Origin of the sequence: Haloterrigena alkaliphila (genome assembly GCF_017352155.2) — an archaeon.
GTDB classification, from domain to species: Archaea; Halobacteriota; Halobacteria; order Halobacteriales; family Natrialbaceae; genus Haloterrigena; species Haloterrigena alkaliphila.
This window is the reverse complement of record NZ_CP071462.1, coordinates 3,056,071-3,071,833: the sequence shown is the minus strand read 5'-3', so window position 1 is coordinate 3,071,833 and position 15,763 is coordinate 3,056,071. Positions and strand designations below refer to the sequence as shown.

Genomic DNA, 15,763 nt, shown 5'->3' with positions numbered 1-15,763 from the left:
AGACATGACCGACCGTGCGGATCCGGCGGACGACGCGGACGAGGAACGGCTCACCTACGCCGAGACGGGCGTCGACATCGAGGCCAGCGAGGACGCGACCGCGGCCCTGCTCGAGGCGTTCGGCAGCGATCTGCGGACCGAGTACGCGGGCCTGCTCGACATCGGCGACCGCTACCTCGCGCTGGCGACCGACGGCGTCGGGACCAAACTGCTCGTGGCCGAAGCGATCGAGGACTACTCGACGATCGGCATCGACTGCATCGCGATGAACGTCAACGATCTCGTCGCAGCGGGCGTCGAACCCGTCGCCTTCGTCGACTACCTCGCGATCGACGAACCCGACGAGACCCTCACGAACGAGATCGGCGAGGGGCTCGCGGTGGGCCTCGAGAAGGCCGACCTGACGATGCTCGGGGGCGAGACGGCCGTCATGCCCGAGGTCGTGAAGGGGTTCGATCTGGCGGGGACCTGCGCCGGCCTCGCAGGCAAGGACGAGGTGCTCGAGGGCGAGGCCGAAGTCGGCGACGCCCTCGTGGGCTTCCCCTCGAACGGGATCCACTCGAACGGGCTGACGCTGGCCCGCGAGGCCGTCACGCGGGAGCACGACTACACCGACGCGTTCCCGCCGAACCCCGAGCGGACGATCGGGGAGGAACTGCTTCGACCGACCCGGATCTACACGGACCTGCTCGAGCCGATGCGCGAGCACGGCGTGCGCGCGGCGGCCCACGTGACTGGCGGCGGGTGGACGAACCTGCTCCGAATGGGCGAGTTCGAGTACGTCGTCGACGATCCCTTCCCCGTGCAGTCGGTCTTCGAGTTCGTCCAGGCGGAAGGAAACGTGACCGACGAGGAGATGCATCGGGCGTTCAACATGGGCACCGGATTCGTCGTCGCGCTGCCCGCGGACCGGGCCGACGACCTCGTCGCCGAGACCGACGGACGGGTCATCGGCCGCGTCGAGGACGGGAATTCGGTCGAAATTCGCGGACTCTCGCTGTCCTGAGCGCGGCGGGTTACAGGGACGTGACCGGTGTGGCCGTGGTGTTCGCGACTGCATCGGGGACCGACCGGAAAATCGGTCGGAACGTCGTGGCCGGGTGGTCCGCGATGACGATCCGGTCGACCGCGCGTTCGTCCGCGTAGGCGGCGATCTCCGTCGCCGCGCGGCCGGAGCGGACGACCGGTTCGATCTCCCTGTCGTAGCGCTCGGCGAGTTCGTGGGCGCGAGCGAGTGCGCCCTCGGCCCGTCGACACTGGGCTCGCGTGAAGCGGTCCGGCGTCGGTAGCGGCTCCGCGTTCCGGTCGGCGGTCAGTTCGGGAACCACGTACTCGCACGGATCCCGCCCGCCGAACCGGGCGAGCGGGCCGGCCGGGACGGTGACGTGCACGACGGAGACCCGCGCCGCGGGATACTCCTCGAACGCGTACTCGAGGGCCGCGTCCGACGCGTCGGTCCGATCCATCGCCACCAGTACGTGTCGCTCCATACGCTCGGATTCGCACGATCGCGGAAGATCGTTTCCGAACACAGTTGGTGTCTTTAAGACGGATCGAGGGGATCGAAGCGATAATACGGCGATGGTGTCCCGAACGAGGTCCAGCACTGTGAACGTGTCCCCGCGGTCGGGTCGCCTCGCAGAGACTTAGGCCGACCAAAACCTTTTTAGATTTAGGTGCACCTAAGTCCACGTGATGGACGTACCCGCCCGCAGGCAGGATTCCGATACCGACGAGGACCTCGAGGAGCCGGCGGCGGTCGTGACTAGCCACGAGACCCGCCCCGGCAAGGTCGTCTTCACCGAGCGCGACAACTGCGACGGCTGGATCGCGACCGACCTCACCGTCGACCTCGAGCGCTGACGCGTCGGGACGGGTTCCCGATCCGAGACGCGCGACTCGAGCGAACCGCTCGTCCGTCACTGGTCCCGACGGATCGAATCGCCACGCCGACACGCACTCACGCCACTCTCTCTTCCGTTTTCACCTGGCGCCTCGATCCATTGTCTCACCGGTGGGTTCGTCTTCATCCGTTTTGTATACGTGCTTATTGAACGGAGTATTTAGATGGAAAGTAATCGAAAACCAGTGTTCTACTATCGTGGCAACAGGGAATTCTCACACCCTCCCCAGCCGATTCGCTCACTCGCAGGCTCGTTCGCTCATCCCTCGCGCAATTACGTCGGCGCCCCTCGCTGTCGCTCGGTCCTCCGACAGCGCGCGCCACAGCGGGCCGGTTCATCAGCCGAGCGTAGTACGTTCTCAGCCCCTACTGACCGCGCGTCGGATACGCGTATCAGCGGCGAAACCGGTCGCTGTCGAATCGACGCGACAACAAAACGGGAATTCGATCGACGACGCTGCGTGGTGACTCGAGCGACGACGCGTCCGATTACTTCGTGGCTTCTTCGAGGACCAGCGTGTCGTCCTCGAGGTAGTGTTCGAAGTGGTGGCCGTCTTCCTCGAGGTGGACGAGGATCTCGCGGAGGATCTCGCTCGTGGCGGGATCGCCGAGGTTCTCGGCGAGTTCGATGCTGCCGCGCATCGACTCGATGATGTCGCCGTACATCTCGAGGTCGTTCTCGAACATCGTGCGGACGTCGTAGACGTCCTCGCCCTCGAACTCGACGGTCGCGCGCTCCTCGAGGTTGGTCGGTCCGGAGACGGGGACGCCGCCCAGCGCCTGGGCGCGCTCGGCGATGACGTCGGCGCCCTCCTCGACGTTTTCGTAGGCTTCCTCGAGGAACTCGTGGAGGGGCAGGAACTCGGCGCCCTCGACGACCCAGTGGTGTTTCTTGAGCTGGTGGTAGAGGACGTACGAGTTCGCGAGTTCGGAGTTCAGCGCGTCGACGATCTGCTCGGCCTTCTCCTGCTCGAGGCGAAGCTCGTTCTCCTCGACGCTGTCTGCCGATTGACGGACGGTCTTTTGGGTGCTCATCGTGTTTTATACGTACGCGTGCTTCCCACTTAAAGGTTATCCATGCGGAAAGATTTATTCCGGTATCGAAAATGTTTCTTGTCAAATGGTGGCGTTCAGTTTTGCCGTACCGACAGTGAACCCGTCGCCGAACGGTAGCATCAACTGGCGTGTTGTTTTTTCAAGAGTGAGTAAACATTTTCAGTGTGGGGCTCCAAGAGTAGGTATGGCAACTAGCACCGCACAGCGGAGAGAGCGGCTGTACGTCGACGGCGAGTGGCTCGAGACCGATTCCGTCCTCTCGGTCTCGGACCTCGCCGACGGCGGCGCCTTCGCACAGATCAGCGCCGCGGATCCGGCCGCCGTCCAGGCCGCGCTCGAGGCCGCCCACGAGATCAAGCCGCGGATGCGCGAGACGACGGTCGTCGAGCGCGCCGCGTGGTGTGAGGCGATCGCCGAGGGGCTTCGCCAGCGCGAGGAGGAACTCGCCGAGGTCATCGTCCGCGAGGCGGGCAAGCCGATCTCCTCGGCCCGCGGCGAGGTGGGCCAGGCGGCCGAGCGGTTCGACCGCGCCGCGGAGGAGGCCCGCAACATCGTCAGCAAGGGCGAGTTCCGCGAGGGCTCGACGGCCGGCCACGAAGGCTGGCAGGCGATCGTCAAGCACGAGCCGATCGGCGCGGTGCTGTGTATCACGCCCTACAATTATCCCCTGGCCACGACGGCATTACAGGTTGCCCCTGCACTCGCCGCGGGGAACAGCGTACTGCTCAAACCCGCGAGCAAGACGCCCATCTCGGCGGCGATCCTGTCCGAGGTCATCGCCGACGTCGACGGGATTCCGGACGGCGCGTTCAACTTCGTCCCGGGGGAGGCCAGCGAAATCGGCGACCTCCTCGCGGGCGACGACCGTATCAACGCCATCGCCATGACCGGTTCCTCGGGCGCGGGCAAACACGTCGCCCGCGAGAGCGGCATGGTCAACCTGCACATGGAACTGGGCGGCAACGCTCCGGCGATCGTCTTCGAGGACGCCGACCTCGCCGACGTCGCGGGCAACTGCGCCAAGGGCTCGTTCAAGTACGCCGGTCAGCGCTGTTCGGCCATCTCCCGCGTACTCGCCCACGAGTCGGTCCACGACGACCTCGTGGACCTGATCGACGGCCAGATGGACGCCTGGACGGCCGGCGACCTCTTCGAGGAGGACACCGCCTTCGGCCCGCTCATCAGCGTCGAGCAGGCCGACTGGGTCGAGACGCTCGTCGAGGACGCCCTCGAGAAGGGCGCCGATCTCGTCCGCGGCGGGGAGCGCCGCGCGCCCGAAGGTATCCCCTCCGAACTCGGCGACCAGTTCTTCGAACCGACGCTGCTGGCGAACGTCCCCCACGACGCCCGGATCGTCGACGAGGAGCAGTTCGGCCCCGTCGCCGTCGTCACCACGTTCAGCGACGAGGAGGAGGCCATCGAGATCGCCAACAGCTCCGATCTGGCGCTCGACGCCGCCGTCTTCACCAACGATCACAAACGAGCGATGAACGTCGCCAACCGCGTCGACGCCGGCGCCGTCCGGATCAACGGCGCTCCCAGCCACGGGCTGGGCGACATCCCCTTCGGCGGCAACAAGGATTCGGGCATCGGCCGCGAGGGCCTCGACGCCTCGATCCACTCGATGATGCGCGAGAAGAGCATCATCCTGTAGGCTCGAGCGCGTTTCGAGTGTCGATCGTCTTTCCCCCGAGTATCCCACGCCACCGAGCCGTCGATCGCCCTCGCCGCGATCGGTGACCGACCCGTTACCAGGGAATCCCGCGGTATTCCTCGGTGTCGACCCGTGCAGTGGTGACGATCGCCCGTCCGTCCGCGTCGACGGACGCGTCTTCGTAGGCGCCCAACCCGTATCCCTCGGCCGCGTCGCTCTCGGCGTCGGCGACGGTCTCGTCGTCCGGAGCGTCCTCGTAGAGTTCCACCAGTCGAATCGTCGCCTCGCCATCGTCGAACGCGACTGACCCGCCCCACCCGCTCACGTCGGCCGTGTTCATCGACGATCGGAAGTCGCCGATGGCGGTCGCGCCGTCGTCGAGATGGCTCACGAGGGTCTCGAAATCGACGCTATTGCCGTCGCCGTCACCGCCGTCGTCGCTCTCGAAGTCGCCAGATTCGACGCGCTCGAGTAGCGAGGCCATCTCCTCGGCGCTGACCCCTCCGCTGACGTCGACGACGAACGCCGAACTGAGCGCGATCGACGACCCGGAGCCGCTGTACACGTCGAATTCCTCGATCCGCTGGTGGGCCATGTCGGTCTCGGCCTCGATCGCTTCCCGTACCGGTTCCACGTCGAACGTTCCCTCCAGTCCCAGACAGTTCACGGGTTCGGTTCCGTCGGTTGCACCGCGAGTGCGGAACGAGAACGTCGCGTCGATCCCGTCGGTTCCCAGTTCCTCGGCCAACTGGCCGGCGTCCGCGTACGCCGCATCCCGCAGGCCCTGTGCCTGCTCGTCGGGAAGCGACTCCGAGACCGCGTCGACCGCGGTCAGATCGAACTCGACGAACGTCAGCTCCGAGAGATCGACCTCGCTCGAGGCGGACGCGGCGAGGACCCACTCCTGATACGTCGGTCGGCCGCCGTCTCCATCGTTGCCTCCGTTGCCGTCACCGGCTTCGTTCGCTCCCCCGTCGAGGCAGCCCGCCAGTACCAGCCCGAGTCCCGCCGCCACACTCATCACGTCGCGTCGCGTTCGTCGCGAATCCATTGTCACTGATACCAACCGATCACGGTATCTTGGATGTTGTGGCCCCTGAACGGGGGGGACAGCGGTTCGCGTCCGCTCGTAGTCGACTGCGCGGCTCCCACAGCCGCCGGCGCTCGAGGCCCGGTCGTCCCGACCAACTATTAACTCGTCGTCGCTCGAACGACGAGCCGATGGCGTCCTCCGTCCTCGTCGCCGGCGAAACGCTGATCGACTTCATCCCCGACCGCCCCGGCCCGCTCGAGGACGTCGCCGGCTTCGACCGCCGACCCGGCGGCGCGCCGGCGAACGTCGCCGTCGGCCTCGCCCGCCTCGAGGAGCCGCCGCTGTTCTGGACCCGCGTCGGCGCCGATCCGTTCGGCCGGTACCTCGAGACCGTCCTCGAGGACGCGGGCATCCCGGATCGGTTCGTCGAGCGCGACCCCGTCGCGAAGACGACGCTCGCGTTCGTCACCCACGACGAGGCGGGCGACCGCGAATTCACCTTCTACCGCGAGGACACCGCCGATACCCGCCTCGAGCAGGGCCGGATCGACGACGAGACCCTCGCCGACTGCGAGTGGGTCCACGTCGGGGGCGTCACCCTCGCCAGCGAGCCGGCGCGGACGGCGACGCTCGACCTGCTCGAGCGGGCCGCCGAGGCGGACTGTACGACCTCGTTCGATCCGAACTTCCGACCCGAACTGTGGTCCGACGACGGGGCGTTCGAGCACGTCGGTCGGGAGGCGCTGGCGCACGTCGACGTCTGCAAGGCGACCGTCGCGGAGCTTCGACGGCTCGGATTCGGGGTCGAGGCGGCCGCCGACACCGAATCGACGCCGGCGGCGGTCGCTCGAGCGGTTCTCGAGACCGGCACCGACGCCGGCGGTCCGCACACGGTCTTCGTGACGCGCGGGAGCGATGGGGCCGTCGCGGCCACGTCGGCGCGTGGACCGTGGACCGCGGGCGATTCGCGCGACGAGGGGCCGCGCGTCGCGAGCCAGCCGGGGTTCGACGTCGACGTCGTCGACACGACCGGCGCCGGCGACGCGTTCGTGGCTGGTCTGATCGCAGGGATGCGGGACGGTCGGTCGCTGCAGGCGACGCTCGGGTTCGCGAACGCGGTCGCCGCGTCGGCGACGACCGGCGCGGGAGCGATGGCGACGTTGCCGACTCGAGACATGGTCGAATCGATCCTCGAGGACGCGTCGTGAAGGTGATGATAGAGTCGCGGGGCGACGGCGACGGAGGCGGCGCCTTGGACGGGGGTAAACCGACGGCGACGCCGAACGGAAACCGACACGGTTGCTGCAAGCCGACGGCCTAACGGCCTCCAGAACGCTTCCTCTCCTATGTCTAGCGACCTTCGCGACGGCCTCTCTTTTGGAAAGGCGGTCGTCGCCGGTATCAAGGAGAAGAACGTGCCGTTCATGGCGGCGAGCATCGCCTACCAGGCGTTCATCTCGCTGTTGCCGTTGCTCGTCCTCGTATTCTTCCTCGTCACGTTCGTGGGTGACGAGGCGTTCGCCGAACAGGTCTCGACCACGACGGAAGGGTTCCTCCCCGATAGCGGCCAGCTACTGGTCGAGAACGCGATCACGGACTCGCCGGCGTCGGCCGGATCGACGATCGTCGGACTCGTCGTGCTCCTGTGGGGGTCGCTGAAGATCTTCCGGGGACTGGACACGGCGTTTTCGGAGATCTACGGCACGTCCGACGAGAACTCGTTTCTCGACCAGATTCACGACGCGCTGATCGTCTTCGGCGTCATCGGCGCCGCCCTGATCTTCGCAGCCGCCGCGACCGCGATCGTCGCGTTCCTGCCCGACATTCCGTTCCTCGGCGTCGCGCAATCGATCCTGCTGTTCGTCGTCCTCGCGATCGCGTTCTTCCCGATGTACTACTACTTCCCCGACGTCGACTCCTCGAAGCGACAGGTGATCCCCGGCGTCGTCGTCGCGGCCGTCGGCTGGACGCTGCTCCAGACGCTGTTCCGGGTGTACGTCTCCTTCGCCTCGAGTTCGGAGTCGGCGGGTCCCCTCGGAGCCATCCTTCTCCTGTTGACGTGGCTCTACTTCGGCGGGATGATCCTGCTGTTCGGCGCCGTCGTCAACGCGATCGGGACGGGCTACCTCGAGCCCGGTGCGGACGAGGCGGCGGACGACGAAAGCGCCCTCGCAGACGATTCCATCGCGGCGACGGACCGCGACCAGTTCGTCGACGACGCGGCACGCGAGCACGAGCGCCTCGCCGACCGCGCCGAGACCCTCGAGCGGGAACGCGACCAGTTGCGAAACGACCTGACGGCGCAGCGCGAGCGCCGCTACCGACTCGAGGATCGGGTCGACGATCTCGAGGCGACCGCGACGAGCCTCGAGGCGACCGTCGACGAACTCGAGGCGGAGAACGAACGCCTGCGACGCGAACTCGACGAGCGGCGAGCGCACGATCCGGCGTGGCGACGCGCGATCCGAACGGGGCTGCGTCACGTCGAGACCCTGAACGTCGGCACCGTCGAGCGCCGGAAGTAGCGCCTGACAGCCGTCGACCGAGCCGGCGGCATACTCCGTTCGAAAGGAGAGTCGAGACAACTTAGTGATTCCCGCCGCCACTCACACTCGTGTCGTATCCGGTACGAGACGCGCGTCGTCGGATCCGGGCCGAACACGTCGGGGTCCTCGAGGAAATCGATCGCTGTGCCGATCGGGTCGCCGAGCCCTGGGACACCGCCCGGACCACCGATCCCGACGCGGTCGCCGACGGCCTTCGCGCGACGTTCGCGGAGACCGGGCTCCTCGAGCGATTGCCGCTTGTGCTGTCCGACGTCGTCGCCGCGACGGGCCACGAGTTGCCGGTCGAACCGGTGGCCGCCCCGCCGTACGTGGTCGTCACGAGCCGCGGCCCCGTCCTGCGGGCGACGATCGATCCCGGACGGCTCGTCCTTCGGTTCGACGTGTTCGATATCGTCCGAGACGCGGAACCCGGTAAGCCGCCGGCCTACCGGCGTGGTAACGGCGTCGAACTCGGAATCTCGCTCGAGTGAGCGCTCGGGATCTCGCTCAGTGAATCCTTTTGTCGCTGCCGCGGCAACGGTCGAGCGATGCATCCGCGCGCAACGGCGTTCGCAGAACGCGCTCGCGAGTAGCGCGGTTCGGAACGAGCGCGGTTCGGAGGCCCGACGGGCCGAGAACCGCGAACTGGGAGCGGCAGCGCCGCGAGCGAGCGAAGCGAGTGAGAACCGCGGAAACCGAACGGTGAGCGGAGCGAACCGTGAGGCGTACGGATTCGATCCCGCCGTCGAGGAGTTCCCGGAGGGAACGAAGACGGCGGCGGACGCGGCCGACGCGGTCGGCTGCGACGTCGCACAGATCGCCAGTTCGCTCGTCTTCGACGTCGACGGCTCGCTCGCCGTCTCGGTAACCAGCGGCGCCAATCGGGTCGACGAGGGCGCGCTCGGACGGGCCTTCGAGGCGCCGGCCGACGCCGTGTCGATGGCCGACGCGGGCCGGATCACGGACGAACTCGGCTGGTCGATCGGTGGCGTCCCACCGTTCTGTCACGACCGGCCCGTCCCGGTCATCGTCGACGAGACGCTCCTCGAGTTCGGGACCGTCTGGGCGGCCGCGGGAACCCCGGAAGCGGTCTTCCCGATCGACCCGGACGAACTGCGACGGTACGCCGACGGTGAGCCGGCGGCCGTCGCCGAGTGAGCCGCTTCGCACGTCGCTTGGGGCCGCCACGGGGCTCAGTTCGGCCGGAGTTACTAGCGACCCGCCCTATAGCTGCCACGAGTTATTAACTAGGTGGAGTCAGATAACAACTCTTTTATCCGAGTGGGCGTACGTTCGGATATGAACCGGACACGACGGTCCCTGCTGGGAAGCGGGGCGGGCCTCCTCGCGGCGACGACCTTCGCCGGCTGCCTCGACGACGTCGGCCTCGCCGAGCGCGAGTACGACTCGGGGTACGCCGCGCTCTTCGCTCTGTACGACTGGGCGGACCAGATCAGCGGCGACGTCATCGACGTCGAAAACCCGGTGGGCACGGGGGAATCCGGCCACGGCTGGAACCCCCGCGGCGACCTCACTCGCGACGTCGCCGACGCCGGCCTCTTCGTCTACCTCGACACGCCCGAGTTCGGCTGGGCACAGGACATCGCGACGACCCTCGAGGCGGATTACAACGACGTGGTCGTCGTCGACGGCTTCGCGGGCCTCGACGATCAGTTGCTCGAGTGGGATCACGAGGGCGGCGGTCACGACCACGGGGGCGAGGACGAGAGCGGTGGTCATGATCACGGCGACGAGGGCGGCGATCACGATCACGAGGACGGTCAGGAGGACCACAACCACGAGGACGAACAGGGCCACGATCACGACCGCACCGGGGTCGACCCCCACGCCTGGCTCGATCCCGTCCTCGCCCAGGACATCGTCGCGAATATCGTCGACGGACTCGCCGAGGCCCATCCCGACGAGGAGTCGACGTTCCGGGACCGCGCCGACGAGTACGCGGGCGTCCTCGAGGAAATCGACGCCCAGTTCGAGCAACTGGTCGACGAGGCCGACCGCGACACCGCCGTCCTCGTCAGCCACGACTCCTTCACCTACCTCGAGGAGCGCTACGGGTTCGAACTCCACACGCCGGTCGGCGTCTCACCCAACGAGGGCATGAGCCAGAACGCCATCTCGGAGACGATCACGTACATCGACGACGAGGGGATCGATACGATCCTCTACGACGCCTTCGACGCCCCCGGAGGGGAGTACCCGGACGAGGTCGCGACGATCCTCGACGGAAGCGACGCGACGAACGCGATGCCCCTCGCGACCGCGTCGGGCACCCTCGCCTCGTGGGCGGAGAAGGACTGGGGCTACCGGGAGCAAATGGAAGCAATAAACATCCCCGCGTTCAGAAATGCACTAGACGCACAGTGACCGTCGTCGATCTCGACCACGTGACTTTCGCCTACGACGACCAACCCGCGGTCCGCGACGTCTCGCTGACCGTCGAGGAGGGCGACTTTCTGGGGCTGATCGGTCCCAACGGCTCGGGCAAGACGACGCTGCTACACCTCATGCTCGGCCTGCTCGAGCCCGACAGCGGCCGGATCGAACTCTTCGACGAACCGGTCGACGCCTTCGACGACGGCGAGCGGATCGGCTACGTCTCCCAGCAGGCGACCAGCCGCGGGGGGACGATGCCGGTCACCGTCCGCGAGGCCGTGACCATGGGTCGATTCGCCCACGTCGGCCACGGGCGGATCCGCGAGGACGACCGCGAGATCGTCGCCGACGCCCTCGAGACGGTCGGCATCGACGAACTGGCCGATCGGCAGGTCAACCAGCTCTCGGGCGGCCAGCGACAGCGCGCCTACATCGCGCGGGCGCTGGCCTCCGAGGCCGACCTGCTCGCGCTCGACGAACCGACCGTCGGCGTCGACGCCGAATCGCGAGACGCCTTCTACCAGTTGCTCGAGTCGCTCAACGACGACGAGATCACGATCATCCTGATCGAGCACGACATCGGCGTCGTCACGGATCGCGCGAACCGGATCGCCTGTATCAACACGGAACTGTACCACCACGGTGACACGGAGTCGTTCGTCGAGAGCGACGCGCTCACCGAGGCCTACGGGGCGACGGGACAGGTCGTCCACCACCACCACTGATGCACCGCGAGACGAGACGCCGCCTGGAACTCGGGGGCATCACCGCGACGGGACTGCTCGCGGTCGTGATGATCGCGTTTCTCGCCCTCGACTACCTGCAGGCGTATCCCGTCGCGGGCGCGCTGTACGAGCAGTTCCGTATCGCCGGTCGAATCGCGGACCGCGTCTTCGGGACGAACGTCTTCAGACATCCGTTCATGTGGCGCTCGCTCGCGACGGGGGTCCTGATCGGGATCGTCGCGCCGCTGGTCGGGACCTACCTCGTCCACCGCGAGATGGCGCTGATCGGCGAGACGCTGGCCCACACCGCGTTCGCCGGCGTCGCGATCGGCCTGCTGTTCAGCGCCACGACGGATCTGGGCGTCTCGCTGCTGCTCGCGGCGCTGGTCGTCGGCATCTGCGGCGCGCTGGGCGTCCAGTGGCTCGCCGAACACACGGACACCTACGGCGACGTGCCGATCGCGATCATGCTGACCGGCAGCTTCGCCGTCGGGACGCTCATCATCAGCTACGGCCGCGGCATGACCGGGATCAACGTCGAGGACTACCTCTTCGGGAGCATCTCCGTGGTCACCCCCGGCGGCGCGCGGCTGGTGGCCGTGCTCAGCGTCCTCGTCGTCGCCGTCGTCGTCGCGACGTACAAACAGCTCCTGTTCATCACGTTCGACGAGCAGGCCGCCCGCGTCGCGCGGCTCAACGTCACCTGGTACAACACCCTGTTGATCGTCATGACGGCCGTCGTCGTCGTCGGTGCGATGCAGATCCTCGGCGTCATCCTCGTCGCCGCGATGCTCGTCGTCCCGGTCGCGGCCGCCACCCAGATCGCCCACAGCTTCCGCGAGACGCTGTTCTGCTCGATCCTCTTCGGCCAGCTCTCGATCCTCGGCGGCTTCGCGCTGTCGATCTCCGGCGGGCTTCCCACCGGCGGCTCGATCGTCGTCGTGGCGATCGCCTGTTACCTGCTCGCGATCCTCGCCTCGAGTCGGTCGACGGCGGCGATTTCGACGCACTGACTGTAGTCCCGCCGCTGGCCGATCGGACTCGCCACGCAGCGGGAACATGCCACACCCTTAACACGCCCCTCGGCAAACCCTCGAGCGATGGGACGGTTAGCCGAACTCTTCGATCCCGAGACCGTCGCCGTGGTCGGGGCGACCGACCGCGAGGGCGCCGTCGGCCGCGCGATCACGGAGAACCTCCTGGACGGGTTCGACGGCGAGGTCGTGCCGATCAACCCCGGCCGCGACGAGGTGCTCGGGCTCGAGTGCTATCCCGACGTGTCGAGTGCGCCGCCGATCGATCTGGCGGTGCTCGTCGTACCGCCCGATATCGTCATCGACTCGCTGCGCGAACTCGGCGAGGCCGGGACGCGAGACGTCGTCGTCATCACCGCCGGCTTCTCCGAGACCGGCGGCGAGGGCGCCGAGCGCGAGCGGCAGTTGCGCGAGGTCGCCGACGAGTACGACCTCAACGTCGTCGGCCCGAACAGCCTCGGGGTCATGTCCACGCCGACGGGCATGAACGCCACGTTCGGCCCCGAGAACGCACTCGAGGGCTCGATCTCCTTCATGAGCCAGTCGGGCGCGTTCATCACGGCCGTCCTCGACTGGGCCAACGAGCAGGGGATCGGCTTTCAGGACGTCGTCTCGCTGGGGAACAAGACCGTCCTCGACGAGACCGACTTCGTCCGCGAGTGGGGCGACGATCCGAACACCGACGTCGTCATCGGCTATCTCGAGGACGTCGCCGACGGCCAGGGCTTCCTCGAGGCCGCCCGCGAGGTGACCGACGACACGCCGATCGTCCTCGTCAAGTCCGGGCGGACCGACGCGGGCGCGCAGGCGGCCTCCTCGCACACCGGCGCCATCGCCGGCAGCGAGCGCGCCTACGAGGCGGGCCTCGAGCAGGCCGGCGTTCTCCGCGCTCGCTCGGTGCAGGAACTGTTCGACTACGCGCGGGCCCTCGCCGGCCTGCCGGAGCCGGAATCGGACGGCGTCGCCGTCGTGACCAACGCCGGTGGCCCCGGCGTGCTGACGACCGACGCCGTCGGCGATTCGACCCTCGAGATGGCGAATTTTACCGACGAGACGATCGCCCGACTCGCTGAAGCGATGCCCGACGAGGCCAACGTCTACAACCCGATCGACGCGATCGGCGACGCGGACGTGGATCGATTCGGCGAGGCCCTCGAGATCGCGCTCGAGGACCCCAACGTGGGCAGCGCGGTCGTCGTCGCGGCGCCGACGGCCGTCCTCTCCTACGACGAACTGGCCGAGCGGGTGATCGACGAACTCGAGGCCCACGACACCCCGGTCGTCACCTGTCTCATGGGCGGCAAGCGGGCCCGCGACGCCGAGGAGACGCTGCGCGAGTCGGGGATTCCGAACTACTTCGATCCCTCCAGAGCGGTTTCGGGACTGGACGCGCTGGCGCGGTTCCGCGACATCCGCGAGCGCACGATCGACGAACCCGAGCGGTTCGACGTCGACCGCGAGCGCGCCCGCGAGATCCTGGCCCGGGCAGACCGCAGCGACGACAACCGGCTCGGCGTCGAGTCCATGGACCTGCTCGATGCCTACGGAATCCCGACGCCGCAGGGCGAGATCGTCGACGATCCGGGCCGAGCACGAGAGGTCGCCGAATCGATCGCGGGTGACGTCGTGATGAAGATCGTCAGCCCCGACATCTCGCATAAATCGGACATCGGCGGCGTCAAGGTCGGCGTCCCCGACGAGGAGGTCTACGACGCCTACGAGGACCTCGTCGCTCGCGCGCGCAACTACCAGCCGGACGCGACGATCCTCGGCGTGCAGGTCCAGGAACTGCTCGACCTCGAGCGCGCAACCGAGACGATCGTCGGGATGAACCGCGATCCGCAGTTCGGCCCGCTGCTCCTGTTCGGCCTCGGCGGCATCTTCGTCGAAATTCTTGAGGACACGTCGGTCCGCGTCGCCCCGATCGGCGAGGGAGAGGCCCGCGAGATGGTCGACGAGATCCAGGCGGCGCCGCTGTTGCGCGGCGCCCGCGGGCGCGAGCCGGCTGACGTCGAGGGCGTCGTCGAGACGATCCAGCGGCTCTCCCAGCTCGTGACGGAGTTCCCGGCGATTCTCGAACTCGACGTCAACCCGCTCGTGGCCGGCCCCGACGGCGTACAGGCGATCGACCTCAGGCTCACCGTCGATACGGACGCACTCGAGCCGACGGACGACACGGAGGAACTATGAGCGACACTGATCCCACGGACACCGATACCGACACCGACGCAGACAGCCAGCCGGTCGACAGCCAGTCGACTGACGACCGGCCGACTGACGACCAACCAACCGACGGAACCACCACCGCTGAGATCGACGCCGACGTCGTTCTCGTCAGTTCCCTCGAGGAGAGCACCGGCAAGACGGCGATCGCGATGGCGCTGGCCAGCCTCGCGGCCGAAGAGGGCGACAGAGTCGGCTACATGAAACCGAAAGGGACCCGCCTGCAGAGCAACGTCGGGAAGACCCTCGACGAGGACCCGCTGCTGGCCCGCGAACTGCTCGACCTCGAGGCCGAGATGCACGACCTCGAGCCGGTGGTCTACTCGCCGACGTTCGTCGAACAGGCGATCCGCGGCCGCGAGGACCCCGCGGAGGTGCGCGAGCGGGTGGTCGAGGCCGCCGAGACGCTCGCCGAGGGCCGCGACCGCCTGTTCGTCGAGGGCGGCGGCCGCTACGACGTCGGCGGCATCGTCGACCTGACCGACGTCGACGTCGCCGACCTGTTCGACGCGCGCGTCGTCCTCGTCGCCCCCTACGAGATCCCGGCCGACGTCGACGCGGTGCTCGCCGCGGCCGACGCGTTCGGCGACCGCCTCGCCGGCGTCGTTTTCAACGACGTCGCCGACGCGGCCTACGATCCCCTCGAGACCGACGTCGTTCCGTTCCTCGAAGGACGGGGGATCCCGGTCTTCGGCGTGCTCCCCAGCGAGCGGACGCTCTCGGGCGTGACGGTTCGCGAACTCGCCGACGAACTCGGCGCGTCGATGCTCGTCGAGGACGGCGCCGACGAGTACGTCGAGCGGTTCTCCGTCGGCGCGATGGGCGCCGACAGCGCCCTGCGGCACTTCCGGCGGACGAAAGACGCCGCCGTGATCACCGGCGGCGACCGCGCCGAGATCCACACCGCCGCGCTCGAGGCGCCCGGCGTGCGCTGTCTCATCCTGACCGGCGGCCACCGACCGTCGGGGGCGGTCACCGGACAGGCGGCGAAGCGGGGGATGCCGATCCTCTCGGTGCAGACGGACACGCTGACGACCGTCGAACGCGCCGAGGACATCGTCCGGAGCGGCCGAACGCGCGACGCCGAGACGGTCGAGCGCATGGCGGAACTGCTGACCGATCACGCCGCCGTCGATTCGATTCTGGGCTCGAGCGGGTGAGCGACGGGGTCGTTTCGGATCTGCGGACTGGTGTC

General features: G+C 67.9%; 15 protein-coding genes. 12 read left to right on the top strand and 3 right to left on the bottom strand.

The window, feature by feature from the left end:
• The first annotated feature begins 4 nt into the window (after positions 1 to 4).
• On the top strand, positions 5 to 1,006 hold the full coding sequence (gene purM / locus J0X25_RS33855; protein ID WP_207288287.1) for a phosphoribosylformylglycinamidine cyclo-ligase: 1,002 nt from the start codon (positions 5 to 7) through the stop codon (positions 1,004 to 1,006).
• A 10-nt stretch (positions 1,007 to 1,016) separates the two neighbouring features.
• Here purM and J0X25_RS33850 read toward each other — a convergent pair whose 3' ends face one another.
• Positions 1,017 to 1,490, bottom strand: coding sequence for a universal stress protein (locus J0X25_RS33850; protein ID WP_207288286.1), 474 nt, complete (start codon positions 1,488 to 1,490; stop codon positions 1,017 to 1,019).
• A gap of 205 nt (positions 1,491 to 1,695) precedes the next feature.
• Here J0X25_RS33850 and J0X25_RS33845 point away from each other — a divergent pair, with 205 nt between their 5' ends.
• Entirely contained in the window at positions 1,696 to 1,863 is a 168-nt protein-coding gene (locus J0X25_RS33845; protein ID WP_207288285.1) for a hypothetical protein, read from the top strand.
• 529 nt (positions 1,864 to 2,392) lie between these two features.
• Here J0X25_RS33845 and dpsA read toward each other — a convergent pair.
• Positions 2,393 to 2,938: a DNA starvation/stationary phase protection protein DpsA gene (gene dpsA, locus J0X25_RS33840; protein WP_207288284.1), complete on the bottom strand. Its 546-nt coding sequence runs from the start codon at positions 2,936 to 2,938 to the stop codon at positions 2,393 to 2,395.
• Positions 2,939 to 3,143: 205 nt separating this feature from the next.
• Here dpsA and J0X25_RS33835 point away from each other — a divergent pair, with 205 nt between their 5' ends.
• Complete coding sequence (locus tag J0X25_RS33835) at positions 3,144 to 4,613, top strand: aldehyde dehydrogenase family protein (RefSeq protein WP_207288283.1); 1,470 nt, start codon at positions 3,144 to 3,146, stop codon at positions 4,611 to 4,613.
• Positions 4,614 to 4,707: 94 nt separating this feature from the next.
• Here the strand turns inward: J0X25_RS33835 and J0X25_RS33830 are convergent, their stop codons facing one another.
• Positions 4,708 to 5,664 (bottom strand): hypothetical protein, encoded by a 957-nt coding sequence (locus J0X25_RS33830; RefSeq protein WP_207288282.1) that lies wholly within the window; start codon positions 5,662 to 5,664, stop codon positions 4,708 to 4,710.
• A 170-nt stretch (positions 5,665 to 5,834) separates the two neighbouring features.
• On the opposite strand from J0X25_RS33830, the gene J0X25_RS33825 reads away from it, so the two are divergent.
• The 9 genes from J0X25_RS33825 to J0X25_RS33785 all read left to right on the top strand — a co-directional run bounded on the left by J0X25_RS33825 (position 5,835) and on the right by J0X25_RS33785 (position 15,728).
• Positions 5,835 to 6,854, top strand: coding sequence for a carbohydrate kinase family protein (locus tag J0X25_RS33825; RefSeq protein ID WP_207288281.1), 1,020 nt, complete (start codon positions 5,835 to 5,837; stop codon positions 6,852 to 6,854).
• A gap of 138 nt (positions 6,855 to 6,992) precedes the next feature.
• A complete protein-coding gene (locus J0X25_RS33820) occupies positions 6,993 to 8,171 on the top strand; it encodes a YhjD/YihY/BrkB family envelope integrity protein (protein WP_207288280.1) in 1,179 nt (392 codons plus the stop codon).
• A gap of 89 nt (positions 8,172 to 8,260) precedes the next feature.
• Positions 8,261 to 8,683, top strand: a complete 423-nt coding sequence (locus J0X25_RS33815; RefSeq protein ID WP_207288279.1) for a DUF7988 family protein — start codon at positions 8,261 to 8,263, stop codon at positions 8,681 to 8,683.
• Between the two features lie 211 nt (positions 8,684 to 8,894).
• Positions 8,895 to 9,350, top strand: coding sequence for a YbaK/EbsC family protein (locus tag J0X25_RS33810; protein ID WP_207288278.1), 456 nt, complete (start codon positions 8,895 to 8,897; stop codon positions 9,348 to 9,350).
• Positions 9,351 to 9,491: 141 nt separating this feature from the next.
• Positions 9,492 to 10,577, top strand: a complete 1,086-nt coding sequence (locus tag J0X25_RS33805) for a metal ABC transporter substrate-binding protein (RefSeq protein WP_207288277.1) — start codon at positions 9,492 to 9,494, stop codon at positions 10,575 to 10,577.
• Positions 10,574 to 11,311, top strand: coding sequence for a metal ABC transporter ATP-binding protein (locus J0X25_RS33800; protein WP_207288276.1), 738 nt, complete (start codon positions 10,574 to 10,576; stop codon positions 11,309 to 11,311). The genes J0X25_RS33805 and J0X25_RS33800 overlap by 4 nt, the downstream gene beginning before the upstream one ends.
• Complete coding sequence (locus tag J0X25_RS33795) at positions 11,311 to 12,324, top strand: metal ABC transporter permease (RefSeq protein WP_207288275.1); 1,014 nt, start codon at positions 11,311 to 11,313, stop codon at positions 12,322 to 12,324. Before J0X25_RS33800 ends, J0X25_RS33795 begins: the two co-directional genes overlap by 1 nt.
• An 87-nt stretch (positions 12,325 to 12,411) precedes the next feature.
• Positions 12,412 to 14,535, top strand: a complete 2,124-nt coding sequence (locus tag J0X25_RS33790) for an acetate--CoA ligase family protein (protein WP_207288274.1) — start codon at positions 12,412 to 12,414, stop codon at positions 14,533 to 14,535.
• Complete coding sequence (locus J0X25_RS33785) at positions 14,532 to 15,728, top strand: phosphotransacetylase family protein (RefSeq protein ID WP_207288273.1); 1,197 nt, start codon at positions 14,532 to 14,534, stop codon at positions 15,726 to 15,728. The genes J0X25_RS33790 and J0X25_RS33785 overlap by 4 nt, the downstream gene beginning before the upstream one ends.
• Positions 15,729 to 15,763: the final 35 nt, after the last annotated feature.